Source organism: Lysinibacillus boronitolerans JCM 21713 = 10a = NBRC 103108 (assembly GCF_000772935.1).
In the GTDB taxonomy this organism is placed as follows: Bacteria; Bacillota; Bacilli; order Bacillales_A; family Planococcaceae; genus Lysinibacillus; species Lysinibacillus boronitolerans.
The window spans coordinates 190,169-207,763 of the sequence record NZ_JPVR01000081.1; the positions used below are offsets into that span (position 1 = coordinate 190,169).

Consider the following 17,595-nt stretch of genomic DNA (forward strand, 5'->3'; position numbering starts at 1 on the left):
CAACCTCCATTTCCTCTTTCCCATTATTTTACCGAACTTTCAGAAGTTAGACTACCTTGGGATGTTCTGTATAAGTGAAATGCCCCCAGTATAACCATCACAGCAATAACATCCAAAGCGAGCTGATAGCTGGAAAAAACAGCAACCAATAAACCATAAACCGTTGGTGCCAAGACAATAAAGAACTGATTAATCGTTAACGCTGCACTTACAGTCAGTCCTACTGCTTGCGAATCGGATTGTTCCGTGACACAAGTGATATAAATGGAATACCAGCCAAGCGCTAAAAACCCAAATACACTGCAAAATACAATCATGAGGTCCTCGCTATGTATGACAAAGGGTAAACAGCCAACCATCAGAAATGTAGCGACCATAACGAGCACTAATAATGGCTCTCGTTTTTGAGCGAAATAATGATCACTCATCCAAGCAAGTACAATTCTCCCAAGCATCCCTCCAAGTAAAATCAGACTTAAATAGCGCCCTGCCTCAGTTAATGAATACCCACCTTCATGATGTAAATAGCTCATAAAATGAGCAATGATAATCATTTGGAGGGACATCATGACCATGCCCACAAAAAATAAGGGATAGAGCGCTCGATTATGCCGAATAGCACGCATCTTTTCTTTAAAGGGAATGAGAGGTGCCGTAGCGGTGTCATGCTGTTTTGGTTCTTTGTACAGCAATAAAAATAATAGTCCCCCTCCAATCGCCATCAAGCCCTGCGCTAAATGAACAGAGGAAAGATGATGATGTTGATACAAATAGGTCAACACAGTGGAAGCCAAGGCACCACCAATCGGAATACCTGTTTGGCGAATCCCAATCGCAAGTCCTCGATGCTTGTCAGGAAACCATTTCACAATAGCTGTACTGCCACCTGTTTGCGCACTGCCATACCAGATCCCCACAACTATTAATACGAGGAGCAATGTCGTATAATGATTCACGGGTATTAGCAATAAGGCTGACAGGCCCAGTAGTAGCGATCCCCATCCAATAATCTGCTTTTCTCCCTTTTTATCCATGAGATAGCCGAATAGCAGCATGGAGAAAATTGGTCCTATATTGACGGCTGAAACAATGAGCCCTGTTTGGAAGGATGTTAAGTGCCACTCCATTTGATAAAAAGAGGCAACTGGCCCCATTCCGTAGGTCACAAAGGTTGCGGCTGTCTGCGAAAGTGTAGCCACAAGCAAGATAACCCATCGATAATATGTCTGCATCATAACCCTCCATCAGGTTACTGCTTTTGCAGTATACCTTTTCATTATCTAGAGTGTACGTGGACAGCTCGCGTACGTAAAATGGAGGAAAATGATAGCGGCTATTAAAAAATTCTATAGGTATGTGAGGAACAACATGAACATTGAAGAAATTGCCTTAAAAATGGAGCTTTTAGAGAGGCAAAACTTGAGTAAATCGGCTGAAATCACCAATTATACACAATCTGCCTTAACAGCAAAGGTGAAAAAAATGGAGCGTGAAATTGGGCAGGACGTCTTTAAACGAACACCCCAAGGCTTAAAGCTGACAGAGGTAGGTCAACATTATTTACAGTTTTTAAAGAAAGTTGCCGAGCAGTATGAAGACTTTTTACATACCATCGGCCCTACACAAACGAGCATTTTGGTTGGTACATCTCATACAACCATAAAAATATATGGACCATCCATTATGAACGCACTGCAAACTAGTCAAAGTCCGATTGATGTTGATTTCACTGTCGAATCAAGTACAGCCTTAAATTCTAAAGTCCACCTGGCGGAAATAGATTGTGCATTGACAAGTAATCCAATCAAGCATTATAGCGATCTACACTATGATGTACTAGCCACAGAGACATTTGAAGTTATCTCAAGCTCCGCTCATATCATCGACTTTGAACAACGAACACCTGTCACATTGCTTGTGTTAAGTAAGGGCTGCATGTATACCCATGCATTAGCACAATGGCTCACTGAAAAGCAGGTACCTTTTACGATGAAGGAGATTAAATCGGTTAGTAGTATTTTAGATTTTCTTGAAATCGAGCAAACGCTAGCTGTTTTAAATACCAAATTACTAGCACTTTATCCTTGTCCTGACCTGCATTTTTATGACTTAGACGAGCTTCACAATGTTATCGAAACAGTTTATATCTATAAAAAAGATGACAGTAAGCAGCCCTTCATCCTGCAATTAAAGCAGGTCATTGAATCCTTGCTTGAGATGAATTAACTCGGATCAACCTATTTTGTGCTAATATTCTAAAAACCCTATATTATTCATGCGGACTACACTATAATAGGTTTGTCATTATTAATCTTGTAAATGCTTAGGAGTACATCATGTTTTATTACATCTCGTTATTTTTTGCAGTATTTGCATTATCTACCTCAGCAATCTTTGTTAAGCTAGCTGATGCACCACCAGCGATTACGGCCTTTTATCGACTATTTTTTGCGATGCTAGTGCTTCTTCCCTTTTTATTGGCACAGAAGAGCTTGCGGCAGGAGCTTGCAAGTCTTTCGAAAAAACAATGGGGACTTGGCATTTTATCAGGCTTATTTTTGTCCTGTCATTATGTGTTATGGTTTGAATCATTAAACTACACATCTGTGGCTAGTTCAACCGTCATTGTGACACTACAGCCACTATTCTCTTTAGTAGGCAGCTATTTTTTATTTAAAGAGCGATTTTCAAAAGGAGCGATTGTGGGCTGCTTCGTAGCGATCATCGGCTGCTTCATTATTGGCTGGCAAGATTTCCAGATTAGTGGACAAGCCCTTTATGGCGATATTCTTGCCTTTATTGCGGCAGGTATTATTACAGCCTACTTTTTTATTGGGCAATCCGTGCGCAAGGATTTATCGCTCATTCCCTATTCTATTATCGGCTATGGCAGTAGCTCGATCTTTTTAGCCGTTTATGCCCTCTTTATGAAAGAATCGTTTTTCGATTATTCAGCCTCCACCTGGTGGTCTCTTGTAGGGCTGGCCGTCATTGCAACGATTTTCGGGCAAACCATCTTTAATTGGCTATTGAAATGGTTAAGTACAACGGTGATTTCCATGAGTATTTTAGGCGAAACAATCGGCACCTGTATATTAGCTTATTTTATTTTAGATGAGATGATTTCCGTTCAACAGGGGATCGGTATTTTGGTCATTTTACTAGGACTAGCCCTGTTCTTACTACAGCAACGAAAATCAGTGTAAAAGAAAAAAACAACGGCAAAGGCTGCCGTTGTTTTTTATTGGTGTGAAAAGTAGAAGGTCGTGCCATTCTTATTTGATTGTAAAAAAGCTTCGATATTCAGTGTTTTAGCAATATCCTGAATGATTTTAAGCCCAAGTCCGCCATGCTCATCTTCAGGCGTAAAACCAATACCATCATCACACATAACAACTTGCCCGTCCTTGATCGTCACCTCTAGCTTGGTTGCTTGGGCATGCTTTAATGTGTTTTGAAAGACATTATCGAATAAACGCTGTAGCCACAATTCATTGCTAAGCCAAGTTGCTTGTAAATCATCATGCTGAAAATGCAGCGAAATATTCTGCATGCGATATAGATACTGCCACTTCTTTATCATCATTTGTAGCATTGGGACAAGTTGAACCTCCTCCTGCATGACATAGGACTGTTCACTCGTATCAAAGGACTGTAACTGAAATGCATTTGTTAAATTTGTGATATATTGAATTTGTGCATGTAAGGATTCCACCAATTTAGGCTGCCCCTGTAGTTGATCCTCTAGATAAAACAGCTGCAAACGGATAGCCGTTAACGGCGTATGAATGTCATGTCGCAACTTTTGTAGCAGCTCTTTTTGAAGCTCCTGCTGCTGAGCAAGCTCTAATTCTCGGTAAGTTGTACGCTCAATTAAGAGATTGACGGATTGGCTAAGCTGCCCGATTTCATCCTCACTTTTTATTGTTAAGGTGTCAGGTATTCGCTCATTACTCGCTAGTTCTCGTATTGTTTTATTAAGTAGTGTAATTTTGGATAGTAAAGAATGAATCGATGCGGAAAAAAGCCATGCGAGCATTCCTAAAGCTAGCACAAACGCAATCAGCATCACAGGATAGGCATAGGACTCATGAAACGGAATGCCGTTATTTTTCATTTTAAAGGCCTTGTCATACAAAATTGACATGGCCACACTAATGCCTAATAGTACAATCGGCACACTCCCAATGGCTACAAATAACAAGGTACGGTATTTTGTTTTTAAGGTCATTTTCTATTATAGGTATTTAAACGATACCCTTCTCCATAAATATTTTGCATAATATTGCCTTTCGGGTCTTGTAGCTTTGTTCGAATTTTTTTAATATGGACATTCAAAATATTATGATTGCGTTCATCAAGCGGCCAAAGATAATCAAAGAAATGTTCCTTTGTTAATACGCGGTCTCGATGGTCAAATAAATAAAAGAAAATTTTTCGCTCAATCGCTGTTAGGGCAATTTCATCATGGATACTATGATGAAATACTTGACGGCGCTCCCCATCGATCAATAAATGCTGAATTTGCGTAAATGTACCATACTGTTGTGCGAGCATTTTTTGCATTCTTAGCAACAGCTCTCGCGGATCAAATGGCTTTGTCAGGTAATCCTCTCCGACCATCAACCCCTCTAGCTTACTTTCAATATCATTACGTGCTGATAGAAAAATGATTGGAATATTTAAGCCTAATCGTTTGATGTTTTTACTTAATTGATAGCCATCCTCTCCTGGCAGCATTATATCCATAATGACTAAATCCACCTGCTGAATCAGCGCCATCATATCCTTGCCATCTGTTTTCCAGATTGCCTCATAGCCCTCACGCTGTACTATTTTTTGCAGTAGATCACCAATCATGTGATCGTCTTCTATAATTAAGATTCTAAATCCTTTCATACTTATCGACCTTTCTCATCGCCCGTTGTTTTCATAAATTCCATCGCCAGTTGATAGATTGCATCTGGCTGATAGAGATATATACTATGTGTCCCACTAACCTCTTTCACCTGTGCATTAGTGAATTGCTTTGCAAAGTCAGCATAATCCTGCCGATTTTGCTTCGTATATTTCGAATGTTTATTTTCTTCCGCAATCGCATCAATCAGTAAGATAGGCGTGTCTTGCGGCTTTTTGAGCTGTTCTGATTGTAAACTATTTTCGTAGACCTGCAACAGCTCATTTTGCATATCTTCATTAAAAAATTGCTTAAAGGACAACGCCTGATAGATTTCCTTTTCCTGTGCTGTTAAAAACGTCATTTGAAGTACTTGCGGATTATAGACCTGAGTTGGCAAAAGTCGATGTAAGCCGAGTTTAGTAGCGAGGTGCATGCCTCTCACCATCCACCGATCGACTGTGCCCATTGGATGCTTTACATATTGGCTAGGTAAGCCGATGTCCAGAGCGATGATGCCCTTTACTTCCTCTGGGTATTTTTGCGCCCAGTAAATGGCCTCTAGCCCAGAAATGGAATGTGGCACAAGGACATAGGGCGGTTCAAGCCCACTTTGCAGAAGTGCCTCTCGAGTTTGCGCTAAAATCGTATCGATTCCTCTATCATCATGGGCTACGTCGCTATAGCCATAGCCAGCTCGATCCACTACTGCAATTTGATGATGCTGTGAAAACTGACGATACAGCCCTTTTAGCTCATATACGGGTGCTGCGATACCTGAGCCAGCCATAAAAACATATGTATCCTCGCCAGCCCCCTCCTGATAGACATGGAGATTTTGACCCTCTACATTGTTTAATGTGCCGTTAGGTTGTAAAATAGCTGACTCCTTCTGTATTAAGCTATAGTGATAAATACAAACGATCACCATTCCAAGCACGATCAATGCCCCCATACAGACAATCATTTTCTTTGCTTTCTTTTTCATACGTATCTCCTCTTTTCGTTGATACTTGCAAGGATACACGGTAAAAATAAATTTCTACTAAACTTTTGGAGAAAATAGATAAATTTCATACAAAAAAGCTACCTACTAATAGGCAGCTCTCTTGATTAAGCATCTGGATAGGTTTTTTGTAAAAAATCGATGGTTTGTTGGATAAGGGCTTTTAAAATGTCCTCATTCACATCAGCTAGCTTATTAATATAAACGCAGGCTTTTCCTGTTGTATGTTTACCAAACTGTTGTAATAGTTGCTCTCGGTCATCCCCTGGAGCAAAATATAAGCTAATTTTCGCTTTGCGAGGGGAATAGGCAGCTAGTGGGGCATCTCCTTCATGGCCTGTTTCATATTTGTAATGATATTTACCAAAGCCTATAATGCTCGGTCCCCACATTTTGGCTTCATAGCCTGTGACCTCTGTAAAAATATCCAATAATCGATAGGCGTCTTCTCGCTTTTTTGGATGTTCTACACTTTCAATAAATTCAATGACACTTACATCCGTTTCCTTGGTCTTTAATTCATACATGTCAATCCCTCGCCTTCTGGAAGATGTACCTTTATTATTCCCTATTCTACCTGCTCTAACAATAGCTTTTGTTGAAGATGACGATAGATCCCCTGCTGCTGCATCAGCTCTCGATGATTACCCTGCTCGACAATTTCTCCCTGCTGAATCACGAGGATTTGATCGGCATTTTCGATTGTTTTCAGACGATGGGCAATGACAAAGCTTGTGCGTCCCTGCATTAAATGCTGTAAGCCTTTTTGAATATCGACCTCTGTTTGGGTATCCACGCTGGATGTCGCTTCATCCAAAATTAAAATATCTGCATTCTCTAGAATTGCACGGGCAATCGCGATAAGCTGACGCTGCCCCTGACTTAAATTGGCTCCACCTGCCTGCACGAGCGTTTCGTATTGCGCTGGTAAATATTTAATAAAATGATGGGCATTCGCAATTTTTGCCGCTTCCACAACCTCTTCATCGGTCGCATCTAGCTTTCCAAAGCGAATATTTTCACGAATCGTTCCCGAGAACAAATAGGTGTCCTGTAAAACCACACCGACTCTTTGACGAAGCGTTGCCATCTGATAGTGTTCAATATTATGCCCATCAATCAAAATCTCACCTTGATCGACGTCATAAAAACGTGTTAATAAATTGATAATCGTTGTTTTGCCTGAGCCTGTTGGGCCAACAAGCGCAATGGTCTCTCCTGCCTTAGCATGGAAGTCAATGTTTTTTAACACAGGCTTATTTGGCTCATAGCTAAATGATACTTGCTTGAAAACAACATCCCCCTTGAGCGATGTCGTCTTGATAGCATTAGGCTTGTCGGCTACCTCTGAGGGTTCATCTAGTATCTCAAAAACACGCTCTGCCCCAGCAATAGCAGACTGGAAGGTGTTTAATAGATTAGATAGCTGATTAAGCGGACGGAAAAATTGCCGTGTATAGGTCACAAAGGCGGCAATAATCCCCACTGTAACAATACTCTTCACTGCTAAAAAAGCACCTGTTCCGATGACGACAGCAAGGCCTAAATTATTCATAAAGTTATTAATCGGACCTAGTAAGCCGGAGGTAATTTCTGCTCGTTGGGCAGAGTTTCGTAGACTTTCGTTTTGCTGATGGAACGTATCAATCGTTTGCTGCTCCTTGCCAAAAAGCGTTAGTACCTCCGCACCTGTAATCATTTCCTCAATGTAGCCGTTCAGCTTCCCAAGATCTCGTTGTCGTGCTGCATAATTTCTACTGCTGCGTTTAATGATTTGCTTGGTTGTGTAAACGATCAGCGGAATAATAATCAATGTCACGATTGCTAATTGCCAGCTTAATGTAAACATAGCGATACTGACACCAATTACAGTTAAAATGGACGACACGATTTGCGTAACACTTTGCGCAAGTGCGGTATTTAAATTATCAATATCGTTGGTCACACGACTCATTAAATCCCCAAGTGCACGCTGATCAAAGAAGCGTAATGTCAGCGTCTGAAGCTTTTGAAATAGTTCCAGACGCAATGTCCGAATGGTTTTCATTGCGACATGAATCATGACATAGGTTTGCAGCCATGTCAGAATAGATGCCACTGTAAAAATAACAGCTAACACAATACCTAAACGAATCGTTCCATTAATATCTTTTTTCATAATGTAATCATCAATAATATGGCCGATCATATAGGGTCCTGCAAGGCTTAAAAAGGTCGAGGCAATGACAAAAAAGATAGAGAAAAACAGCCCTACTTTTTGTTGCTTGACATAATGCCATACACGTGACAATGTCTCCCTTTGATTTTTCGCCTTCTCAGCTGGTCCCCCCATACGCGGTCCACGTCCAAAATTCATTTGCTTAGGTTGACCTTGACTCATCCTTGTTCACCAGCCTTTTGCTGTGACGCATAAATTGCTTGATAATGCGCATTTGATTGTAGAAGCTGCTGATGGGTTCCTTGCCCAACAATGTCGCCATCCTCTAGTACCAAAATAACATCTGCCTGCTGTATGGAGGCAATTTTCGACGCTACGATGAAGGTCGTTGTGTCTTGATAATAGGTGGCAATAGCTCGCTGCACATGTTGTTCCGATGCACTATCGAGCGCTGACGTTGTATCGTCCAGCACCAAAATGGCAGGCTTTCGAATAAACGCACGACTTAATGCAAGGCGCTGCTTCTGTCCACCCGAAAGATTCGTAGCGCCCTGTGACAATTCATGCGCTAAGCCCTTTTCAAGTCGTTCTATAAATTCACTGGCACAGGCGGCCTCTAATGCCTGCTGTATGTCCTCAGCTGTCGCATCATCCTTGCCGAGGCGGATATTTTTTTCAATCGGTCCAGAGAACAATAATGCTTTTTGTGAAGTAAATCCGATATGCTCACGTAGGGTTGCGAGTGAGTAGGATGTTAGCGGTTTTCCATCTATGCGGATTTCGCCACCAGTTGGATCAAATAAGCGAGGTAATAGCTTCACAAGCGTCGATTTACCACTACCTGTTTTCCCAATAATGCCGACCGTTTGCCCTGGCTTCACCGAAAATGAAATCTTTTTAAGGACATCCTCAGCTGTTTCATAGTAGCGATAGCTCACCTGATCAAAGTCAATGGCCCCTTTTATTGGATCTGTCAGCGCATGGTCCGCTTCCTTAACAGCAATGTCTTTGTTTAACACATCCACAATGCGCTCTCCTGAAGGCAAAGCTCGCGCTATTTGCATCAGCACCATACTAGAGGACATCAGTCCATTTAAAATAATTGTTAAATAGTTGATAAATGCAAGAATAACGCCAACTTGCAGCGTACCCGCGTCTACCTTAATGGCTCCAAGCCAAAGCGCGGCTACAATCCCAAGATTGACAACAAACATCGTAAAGGGTACAAGCACGCCAACAATTTGCTCAGCTGTGATAAAGCGTTTCGTCAGCGCCTCATTTAATTCTCCAAACTGTGCCACCTGCTGTGTCTCACGGCGAAAGGCTTTAACCACACGAATACCCGCCAAATTTTCCTGTAGCTTCGTATTGACCGCATCAATCGCCTCCTGAACACGACGATACAGCACACCCGAATACTTTGTGAAAAAGTACATTGCGATAATCAACAATGGCACGATAATGAGCAATATGGAAAAAAGCTCACGTGCTGTCACAAACACAATAATCACTGCGCCGATAAAGAGCAATGGCCCACGCACAAAAATACGCAGCGTCATCATAAAGGCACGCTGAATACTTTCCACATCACTCGTTAAAATCGTAATCAGCTTCCCCGTTGTAAAAGCATCTCGCTCCTTGGCCGAGTAAGTCATCATCTTCTCATAAAGAGCCTGTCGAACATCCGACGCAAAATGAATCGCCGCCTTCGAGCTATAATACGAGCAACCAATTCCACCGATAAGTCCGAGCACTGCACTGCCAAGCATCCACACAAACATCGTTAATACGTAGCGATTATCCCCATTGGCAATCCCCGTATCAATCATATGCTGCATGATGGTCGGCTGAATTAAATCCATCGTCACCTCCAGCACCATCAATAGCGGTGCAATCAAGGTGAAAAATTTATAAGGCCCCAAATACTGCCCTAATTGTCTAACTGCCTGCATACATTCGTCTCCGTTCTATTTAAGTCCCATTCGTTCCTCATTATAACTGAAAATCATTCCCATTTGGCAACTAATTTTTCGGGTCTCGTAATATTATTGGAGTGGATTGATTGTGGTGTAGTGTCTTCATAAGGAGAAAAAATTTAATTTCTAAGCAGATTTTGGAGGGTGGTGACTTTTTAGAGCGAAGTTCCACTTCTTATGAGCGGCTTTCATTCGCTTTGGAGCGAGGTTGCCCTCCTTAAGAGCGAATTCCTTCCACTTTGGAGCGGGTTTGCCCTTCTTTGGAGCGGCTTCCTTCCACTTTGGAGCGGGTTTGCCCTTCTTTGGAGCGGCTTTCTTCCACTTTGGAGCGAGGTTGCCCTCCTTAAGAGCGAATTCTTTCCACTTTGGAGCGGGTTTGCCCTCCTTAAGAGCGACTTTCTTCCACTTTGGAGCGGGTTTGCCCTCCTTAAGAGCGACTTCCTTCCACTTTGGAGCGGGTTTGCCCTTCTTTGGAGCGACTTCTTCACACTACAGAGCGGGCCTTTTCCTTTACAAGCAACAGCAAGCTAATTTAGATTCAGCGTCATCCTGTTAATAAGTAAGAAACTACCCAGAGCAAGAATCATATCGAAGGAAAATAACACTCGCTCTGGATTATCTAGCCCTGTCCCAAGATGCGATCATTTGCTCAAAACAAGCCCCATCACTTTACAGAAATTCGCAGCTTCTCAAAATTTCGCAGGAAAATTTTTTGTGCCTGTGACTCATTGTCTGGAGCAATGCCGAGCAAAATGACCGTACAAGGGCCTGCTGATTTTGCACCATCAAGGGCGCATTCCACATGTCGCTCTCCAAACAAACGGGCAAATTCTCCTTGTAGCCCTTTTGATCCGACTGGCCATACTTGCTGAATAATTTCTGCCTGCCACGCCTGAAAAATTGGCAGCAACTGCGCCACATCTTCAGGCTGTGCCAACACCTCTTCACCCACAAGCGGCAGGCCATAGGTGTACCAGCTAAGCTGATCGTGGTCAAATGCTCGACGCTGCTGGATTTCACCAAGCATGGTAATGGCTAAGCCTGACTGTAATGTGGGCATATTGGATTCCGTACTCCCTGAAATGGCTGGGCATGTAAGACCTGCCTCTGTAAACACTTGCTGAATACCTTTTTCATAGCGAGACCATGCAGCATCTCCAGAAAAATTCGCAAGTAGAACTTGGACAGGTAGTGCCTGTGCAGCAAGTTGTTCTAAAAAGGTCACACGTGCTGTCATATAGGCTGTCAGTTGATCGGGTGCTGACACAACATCTTGCGGTTTTTGTCCAATGGCTGCAGCATTATCCATTGTTGCAATGAACGTGCCCACTTTCATCGCATTTCTCACTGTACACGACCTTCCTTACGCACAAAAACCTTTGACAGAATGGGCATAACTACCGCGACAATGATTAAATTGATCACCGTTGCCATCAGAATACTGCCTAAAGCACCCCAGAAGAATGCTGGACTAATAATAAAGTAAAATGGTAGTGGCGCTATAATACCGTTTAATACTAAGGCAACCGGCCATTTCCAAAAGTGCATGCCTTTTTTATGCATCATCCCGAAGACCCATACAACAATTAACATTTCCACCGCGATTATGATATGTAATGGCCCTAATGGGAAGCCAGACGTTAATGCCGTTATAAAATGACCGATCAATCCAGCAGCCCCCGCTAAGATGGGGGATAGAAAGACAACACCTAAAAAGGCAGGAGCCGAATCCAGTGCAGCCGTTGAAATAAACGTTGGTACCTTAATCATTGCTCCTACTGCACAGATGGCCGCTACCATTGCCGTCAAAATCCATTTCCTTAATTTTTGTCGTTCCATATCATTCCCTCTTTTCTGTTGAATGTCTTCTTTACTTCAATTGCTCAGCTATTCCATACCAAATCCGTACAACCTGCTCCGCTTCCTTGAACAAAGCTTGGTATAAACGGCCACAGGTATCGCGTAGCTGTCGGGCTTGCTTATCCATTGGTACAACACCACGCCCCATATCCGTTACAATAAGTGCAAGTGTACAATGCTGCTCAAGCTCTTGTAATGTTGCTAGCACCGTTTGTACGATTTGTTCATCTTCCTCCAAATCTTGTGTCACAAGCCAGTTTTCTAAGTTCTTCAGGACAAGGACATCACAGGCTGGCGCTACCTCAGGTAGTTCGTCCGCAATCATGACCACCTGTTGCTGTTTATATAAGCGCATCACATAGTCGGTTTTGCCGTTATAGGCACCTCCGATAAAGACATGCATCGTGCTCCCTCCTCCCAAGCCTTTCTTGTAAATGTTAAAACAAATTGTTTATCATGTGGCACCTGATAGGACCAAAATGGCTGTTCTGTTGGCGCAAACGCAACAAGTAAGGCACGAATGACCCCGCCATGAACCACTAAATAATAGCTATCCTCATTTTTCGGTAAATAATGAAATCCATCTACAACACGTTTCATAAAAACATCGAATGCCTCACCCTGTGGAGGGGGTGTACGAATTGGATCATCTATCCATGCCCGATAGTGCGCATCCATTTTTAACTCCTCATAGGTTTTTCCTTCGAATGCACCAAAGTTCGTCTCTCGAAGGGATGCCTCTGCCTGGTAGCTAGCATTGGGAAAATAATGAGCAGCCGTTTGTCGACAGCGCTGTAGATCACTGCCATATACCTTTTTAACCAATGCATCCACAACAGCAAGCTTGGCTGTATCTGCTAATGGTGCGTCCGTCCACCCAAGATAACGCTTTTCAAGATTCTCTTTTGTAGGCGCATGCCGCATTAAGCACACAGTAACAATGTCACCCATAGCACAACCTCCATCCCTTCAATGGAGGCACCCAGTAAATCGCCAGATACCCCACCAAAATTACGCAACGTAAATTGTCGAAAAATAAAAAGTGCAATGGCTAAAACGACGACTAAGACAACTGGAAGAAGAAAGAGCTGCGTGCTGATAAAAACGACCGTCATCGCCAATACGAGCGACAACAGCATGATCGCTTTCAATCGATTAGCATTCATATGAGACTTAAAAAAATAAGCAAGACCTTTTTCCTTTGAGCAATGGAGTGACATAAAATAAAAGCTCATGCCAACCCTTGTTAAAAATGGGACGAATAGTACCATCCACAAGGCGAACCTTTGCTGCACAAAAAGCTCATGTAGAATAACAAACTTCCCCATTAATAAAAACACCACAGCCAATACTCCGAACGCTCCTACACGTGGGTCATCTAAAATCTCCAATCGTTTTTCTCGATCTCGATAGGAAAAGTAGGCATCGCCCATATCAATAAAGCCGTCTAAGTGCAAACCTCCTGTCCATAAAGCAAATAGCCCTATCACAGTAAAAGCTAGCATCACTTCACTGCTTGCTGTCCACTGCATAAGACTATAAAGCACGGCTGCCACCGTTGTGCCCATTAAAGCACCTATCCACGGTAAGCAAGCAAACATGCCTGTGATGGTGGACCTCGTTAATGGAAGCTCTTTATGTACTGGCAATACCGTAAAAAATTGAAATGCCAGTTGAAGGCTATGCCAAAAATTTTTCATCCTCTTGCCTTCCTTCTTGATTATTTCCATCTCTTTACAATGCCATAGCTCATTTCATAGGCCTCCTGTGCCATAGAAACGAACCATTGATGGAATTGTCCGAGCGTTCGTCGGTATAATTCTACTTCATCACTAGCATAAGGAGGTTCATCAAACAGTTCATTGGATACAACAAAAAAAGTCACATTCTTCTTCAACAGTAACTGGATAGCCTGCTTGACGACCTGTAGCTTGTTAGCTAAACAACCAGGCTGTTGTAAACAGGGTGTCCCCTTGTCATAGCCTTCGTAAAAAGCATTCGTCAGCCAAGTTGTCACGCAATCCCACAGCACCACATCTCCATCCCGAAGTGTCTCAAATACCTCAGAAATTGCATAGGGAGCCTCCACCGTCAGCCATTGAATAGGCTGTGCCTGGCGATCTGCCTGATGCCGTAAGATTCTTTTTTCCATTTCATGATCTAAGGCAATACCAGATGCCAAATAGAGCAAGCGTTTCGCTGTACTTGACTGCGCCTCATAATGCTGAAGCGCTGCTTGCTCTGCAAAATGGGATTTACCACTACGTACACCACCTGTAATAAAAATAAGCGGCATGTCGGACACCTCCTATTGTAAATGATGTAGATTACCAATATCCTTCACAAGCCATTGTTGACCTTGCCGTTCAATCACTGTCACACTTGTCCCATGAATGTATGGGGCTGCCCACAGCTCACTAATGCTGCGCTGTAAAATAGCATTGATAATGCATTTAATCGTTACAGCGTGGGAGACGATGAGGATCGTTTCATTCTGATGTTGAGCTGCTATTTTTTTTAATGTAAACATCGCTCTTTCTGTCACGGCTCCAAAGCTTTCTGTATGACTCGCCACAAACTGCGCAGGGTAGTTCGTATATAGCTCATAATCAAGCTTATGTGTCACCAGTATCTCGTCGATTGTCTGCCCCTGCCATTTCCCTAAATAGATCTCCCGTAAATCATCAGTATAGGCAATAGGCAGCTTGCGATTGGCCATCAAAATAGCCATCGTCTCTCTTGCACGACCACTTGAACTACAATAAGCAGCGGTAAAAGGAATGTCTTGCAGTTGCTTGTGAAGTTTTTCAGCCGCTGCTCTACCGTTTTCCGTTAATGGAGAGTCCAGCCACCCCTGTAGTCGATGCTCCTGATTCCATTGAGTTTCCCCATGTCTTACTAGATAAAAAGTTGTCACTTTTCTCTCCCCTTATTTACGTTAAACCACGCTTGTAGACAATTATGTAAAGATGTCATGGCCGCAATGTCTTTTATGCCAATACGGAACCACTCACCCTGCAAACCTTGAAAGTTTTTTGTGTGACGCAGCACAACCCCCTGTGCAAGACAATAGGTGAAAAAGGCGTCCGCTTGCTGTGTTTTAGGCAAAGAGAAGCACACATAATTCGTCACACTATTCGTTACTTGGCAGCCATTATCCTGTAAGTAACGATGCAGCCATTCCCTTTGCACTGTGGCATAGGAAATTGCCTGCTGACAATAGTGCTGCTCGTCTAAACAGCTTGCCCCAATTACAAGTGCAAAGGCATTTAAATTCCAATGCGGCAGCATATCCTTTAAGGCGCTCACAATAGTAGCATGTGCAACCAAATAACCAAGTCGTAAACCTGGGATCGCATACATTTTAGTCATCGAACGAACGACAATAACATGTGGGTTTTGTGCACTAAACTGAATCAGCGAATGCGCCTCATCTACCCAATCCATAAATGCCTCATCGATAACAAGCTCACAGTTAACGGCTGCTCCGTGTGCCATTAAGGCGAGTAAATCTTCCTTATTTGGCAGTACGCCAGTCGGATTATTAGGTGTACAAAGATAAACAGCATCTGCCGTCGTCATTTCCTGCTGTAGCTGCTCTAATGGCAATGTGTAATCGATAAAATCCGTTACGACAATAGGAACAATCGTAGCACCTGCTGCACGCAATGTTCGCTCATACTCTGAAAAAGTCGGATGCACAATGATGACACGCTTATCGGCATAGCGTCTTGCTAGTACACTAAAAAGCTCTGAAGCCCCATTGCCTAGTAAAATCGAATTCTTCGCTACTTGATGAAAAGCAGCGACCTTCGTTAAAAAAGGCTCCCCATCTGGATCTGGATAGCGCTGAATTAGTGGATAAAAAGTACGCCAACGTGCCTCCACAAAGGCTGGTGGTCCTGCCGCATTGACATTTTCGCTGAAATCATACACCACCTCAGGCATCGTTAAGCCCAATTGCTGATAAACATTTTGCGGATTTGCTCCGTGATTAGGTAACCGCATAAATTAACACCTCCACTGCTAGCATAACAAGCGCAAACAGCACTGTGGCAATACGCATATGAATAATGGACGTTGCAATATGCTCTTTCGTTAATGGCACTATTTTTTCCCCCATAATTGCTCGATGAGAGACAACGCCCTGATACGTATTTTTTCCCCCTAGCTGTACACCAAGCTGCACTGCAGTTGCTGCCTCTAAATAGCCACTGTTTGGACTAGGATGCTTCTTAGCGTCCTGTATCCAACGCTTTAAGCGCTTGCCAAGCGAACGATCTGTTTCATTTTTCGTACCAAGCACGATCAGAAGGCCAGTAATGCGACTTGGAATAAAATTCAATACATCATCAAGCTTGGCAGAAAACATACCAAAGTCTTTATATTTTTCATTTTTATAGCCAACCATTGAATCCAATGTATTGACAGCCTTATAGCCCCATAATCCAATTGCCCCAAATAAAAAGGCATAAAAAAGCGGAGCTGTCACACCATCACTTGTATTCTCTGAAACCGTTTCTACCACACCACGCACGATTTCATCCTCACCTAGTTTGTCGGTATCACGTCCAACAATCCATGACAGCTTAACACGCGCTTCGGCAAAATCTCCTTTAACAAGGGGCTCATAGACAGCCATCGCCGCCTCCTTCAAGCTACGCTGTGCCAGCCCGATACCAATCAGCAGACCCTCTACAAGGATGCCAAAAATGATACTCACCTGATAGCTTAGTAATAGAATCAGCGTCACCACAAACATAGTCGTGCCAACAACAGCAAGTGCCATCACCGTGCCACGTAGCTTGCGCCATTTCCCCTTATTCCATAAGGCTGTTTGCGATTGAATCAAGTGTCCAATCCAGCGTACAGGATGCGGAAGCTTCGGAGGGTCCCCTACTACTAAATCAAAAATAAGCCCTATGATACAGGCAATCACGATAGCAATCATTTAGACCTCGCCTCTTTATCTTTTTTGTATTTCCTAACCGCCTCACACATCGTTTCATAAACACCATAGCCAATGACCTTGCCCAGCATGGTGATGGGACCTGCATATTGATGAAAGTCCCCTTCTTCTGTCGAGGCAATAAGTAAGCTATCAGTAGATGTACCTGTAGCTTGTGTGCCTGTCGTTGGATCTGTAATACCTTCATCTACTAAAGCCTTGACCTTGGCTTCCGTAGTTGAAATCATTGCCTGAAAAAGTGCTTCATCAGACAGCTTGCCATTAATCAGCACCCAAGTATTTATCGTGCCTGCATGATACTGCTCCTCGCGATGAAAAGCACGGGTAATATCCACTGCATTGCCAAGTCCTGCGGTAATCATAATGACAAGCTGGGTTCCTTCATATGTAAAGTCACGAATGGTCGCAAACTTTGCTTGAACAGCCGTCATCATGGCCACTGTTTTATCATGTGGAAAGTGCTGTGCCTGCAAAAATCGCTGTAATTCCTGATGTGGCTGTCGTTCATCATAGGTAATAGGCACCGTTCGATTCATCAAATGCGTATAAAGACCAAAGCCTGGATTATGCATGGCTGAGGATACAACCTTCATGGGTGAAGCCGTTTGAAGGGCAACATAATCGTCAAAAATATGAATGCAATCCTTAGTAAGTATAGGCAATCAATCGCCTCCTCGCGTTAAAGTTGTTGCGGAACATAAAAAAACAAATTCTTACAAAGAAGAATTT

The 17,595-nt window shown here is 42.9% G+C and carries 19 protein-coding genes; 2 read left to right on the forward strand and 17 right to left on the reverse strand.

The genetic code is table 11. The features are described from left to right. Positions 1 to 23 precede the first annotated feature (23 nt). Complete coding sequence (locus tag CD31_RS21500) at positions 24 to 1,232, reverse strand: MFS transporter (RefSeq protein WP_036081087.1); 1,209 nt, start codon at positions 1,230 to 1,232, stop codon at positions 24 to 26. Positions 1,233 to 1,368: 136 nt separating this feature from the next. Here CD31_RS21500 and CD31_RS21505 point away from each other — a divergent pair, with 136 nt between their 5' ends. Next, positions 1,369 to 2,226: a LysR family transcriptional regulator gene (locus tag CD31_RS21505; RefSeq protein ID WP_036081090.1), complete on the forward strand. Its 858-nt coding sequence runs from the start codon at positions 1,369 to 1,371 to the stop codon at positions 2,224 to 2,226. 110 nt (positions 2,227 to 2,336) lie between these two features. Further along, positions 2,337 to 3,206: a DMT family transporter gene (locus tag CD31_RS21510; protein ID WP_036081093.1), complete on the forward strand. Its 870-nt coding sequence runs from the start codon at positions 2,337 to 2,339 to the stop codon at positions 3,204 to 3,206. A 35-nt stretch (positions 3,207 to 3,241) separates the two neighbouring features. On the opposite strand, the gene CD31_RS21515 is transcribed toward CD31_RS21510, so the two are convergent. From CD31_RS21515 to CD31_RS21595, 16 genes are all read right to left on the reverse strand, one after another. Continuing rightward, the gene (locus tag CD31_RS21515) at positions 3,242 to 4,231 is read right to left on the reverse strand and encodes a sensor histidine kinase (RefSeq protein ID WP_036081095.1); all 990 of its coding nucleotides are present in this window, start codon (positions 4,229 to 4,231) and stop codon (positions 3,242 to 3,244) included. Beyond that, positions 4,228 to 4,899, reverse strand: a complete 672-nt coding sequence (locus CD31_RS21520; RefSeq protein ID WP_036081098.1) for a response regulator transcription factor — start codon at positions 4,897 to 4,899, stop codon at positions 4,228 to 4,230. Before CD31_RS21520 ends, CD31_RS21515 begins: the two co-directional genes overlap by 4 nt. A gap of 2 nt (positions 4,900 to 4,901) precedes the next feature. Further along, the gene (locus CD31_RS21525) at positions 4,902 to 5,885 is read right to left on the reverse strand and encodes an alpha/beta hydrolase (protein WP_036081101.1); all 984 of its coding nucleotides are present in this window, start codon (positions 5,883 to 5,885) and stop codon (positions 4,902 to 4,904) included. A 125-nt stretch (positions 5,886 to 6,010) separates the two neighbouring features. Next, positions 6,011 to 6,430: a DUF1801 domain-containing protein gene (locus CD31_RS21530; protein ID WP_036081104.1), complete on the reverse strand. Its 420-nt coding sequence runs from the start codon at positions 6,428 to 6,430 to the stop codon at positions 6,011 to 6,013. A gap of 41 nt (positions 6,431 to 6,471) precedes the next feature. Then, positions 6,472 to 8,283: an ABC transporter ATP-binding protein gene (locus tag CD31_RS21535; RefSeq protein WP_052125420.1), complete on the reverse strand. Its 1,812-nt coding sequence runs from the start codon at positions 8,281 to 8,283 to the stop codon at positions 6,472 to 6,474. After that, positions 8,280 to 10,013 carry an ABC transporter ATP-binding protein gene (locus CD31_RS21540; protein ID WP_036081107.1) on the reverse strand — a complete coding sequence of 578 codons (1,734 nt, stop codon included), beginning with the start codon at positions 10,011 to 10,013 and terminating at the stop codon, positions 8,280 to 8,282. The genes CD31_RS21535 and CD31_RS21540 overlap by 4 nt, the downstream gene beginning before the upstream one ends. Before the next feature lie 688 nt (positions 10,014 to 10,701). Beyond that, positions 10,702 to 11,385, reverse strand: a complete 684-nt coding sequence (locus CD31_RS21550; protein ID WP_016994986.1) for a hypothetical protein — start codon at positions 11,383 to 11,385, stop codon at positions 10,702 to 10,704. After that, positions 11,382 to 11,876 (reverse strand): ECF transporter S component, encoded by a 495-nt coding sequence (locus CD31_RS21555; protein ID WP_036081113.1) that lies wholly within the window; start codon positions 11,874 to 11,876, stop codon positions 11,382 to 11,384. The genes CD31_RS21550 and CD31_RS21555 overlap by 4 nt, the downstream gene beginning before the upstream one ends. 31 nt (positions 11,877 to 11,907) lie before the next feature. Beyond that, complete coding sequence (locus tag CD31_RS21560) at positions 11,908 to 12,300, reverse strand: bifunctional adenosylcobinamide kinase/adenosylcobinamide-phosphate guanylyltransferase (protein WP_036081116.1); 393 nt, start codon at positions 12,298 to 12,300, stop codon at positions 11,908 to 11,910. Next, a complete protein-coding gene (locus tag CD31_RS21565; RefSeq protein ID WP_036081119.1) occupies positions 12,252 to 12,848 on the reverse strand; it encodes a histidine phosphatase family protein in 597 nt (198 codons plus the stop codon). The genes CD31_RS21560 and CD31_RS21565 overlap by 49 nt, the downstream gene beginning before the upstream one ends. Further along, complete coding sequence (gene cobS / locus CD31_RS21570; protein ID WP_036081598.1) at positions 12,821 to 13,597, reverse strand: adenosylcobinamide-GDP ribazoletransferase; 777 nt, start codon at positions 13,595 to 13,597, stop codon at positions 12,821 to 12,823. Before cobS ends, CD31_RS21565 begins: the two co-directional genes overlap by 28 nt. A gap of 20 nt (positions 13,598 to 13,617) precedes the next feature. Beyond that, positions 13,618 to 14,193: a bifunctional adenosylcobinamide kinase/adenosylcobinamide-phosphate guanylyltransferase gene (locus CD31_RS21575; protein ID WP_036081122.1), complete on the reverse strand. Its 576-nt coding sequence runs from the start codon at positions 14,191 to 14,193 to the stop codon at positions 13,618 to 13,620. Positions 14,194 to 14,205: 12 nt separating this feature from the next. Beyond that, positions 14,206 to 14,814 carry a histidine phosphatase family protein gene (locus tag CD31_RS21580; protein WP_036081126.1) on the reverse strand — a complete coding sequence of 203 codons (609 nt, stop codon included), beginning with the start codon at positions 14,812 to 14,814 and terminating at the stop codon, positions 14,206 to 14,208. Further along, positions 14,811 to 15,905 carry a threonine-phosphate decarboxylase CobD gene (gene cobD, locus CD31_RS21585; protein ID WP_036081130.1) on the reverse strand — a complete coding sequence of 365 codons (1,095 nt, stop codon included), beginning with the start codon at positions 15,903 to 15,905 and terminating at the stop codon, positions 14,811 to 14,813. The genes CD31_RS21580 and cobD overlap by 4 nt, the downstream gene beginning before the upstream one ends. Continuing rightward, complete coding sequence (gene cbiB / locus CD31_RS21590) at positions 15,892 to 16,848, reverse strand: adenosylcobinamide-phosphate synthase CbiB (RefSeq protein ID WP_036081133.1); 957 nt, start codon at positions 16,846 to 16,848, stop codon at positions 15,892 to 15,894. The genes cobD and cbiB overlap by 14 nt, the downstream gene beginning before the upstream one ends. Continuing rightward, complete coding sequence (locus CD31_RS21595) at positions 16,845 to 17,528, reverse strand: adenosylcobinamide amidohydrolase (protein WP_036081136.1); 684 nt, start codon at positions 17,526 to 17,528, stop codon at positions 16,845 to 16,847. The genes cbiB and CD31_RS21595 overlap by 4 nt, the downstream gene beginning before the upstream one ends. Between the last annotated feature and the right edge of the window lie 67 nt (positions 17,529 to 17,595).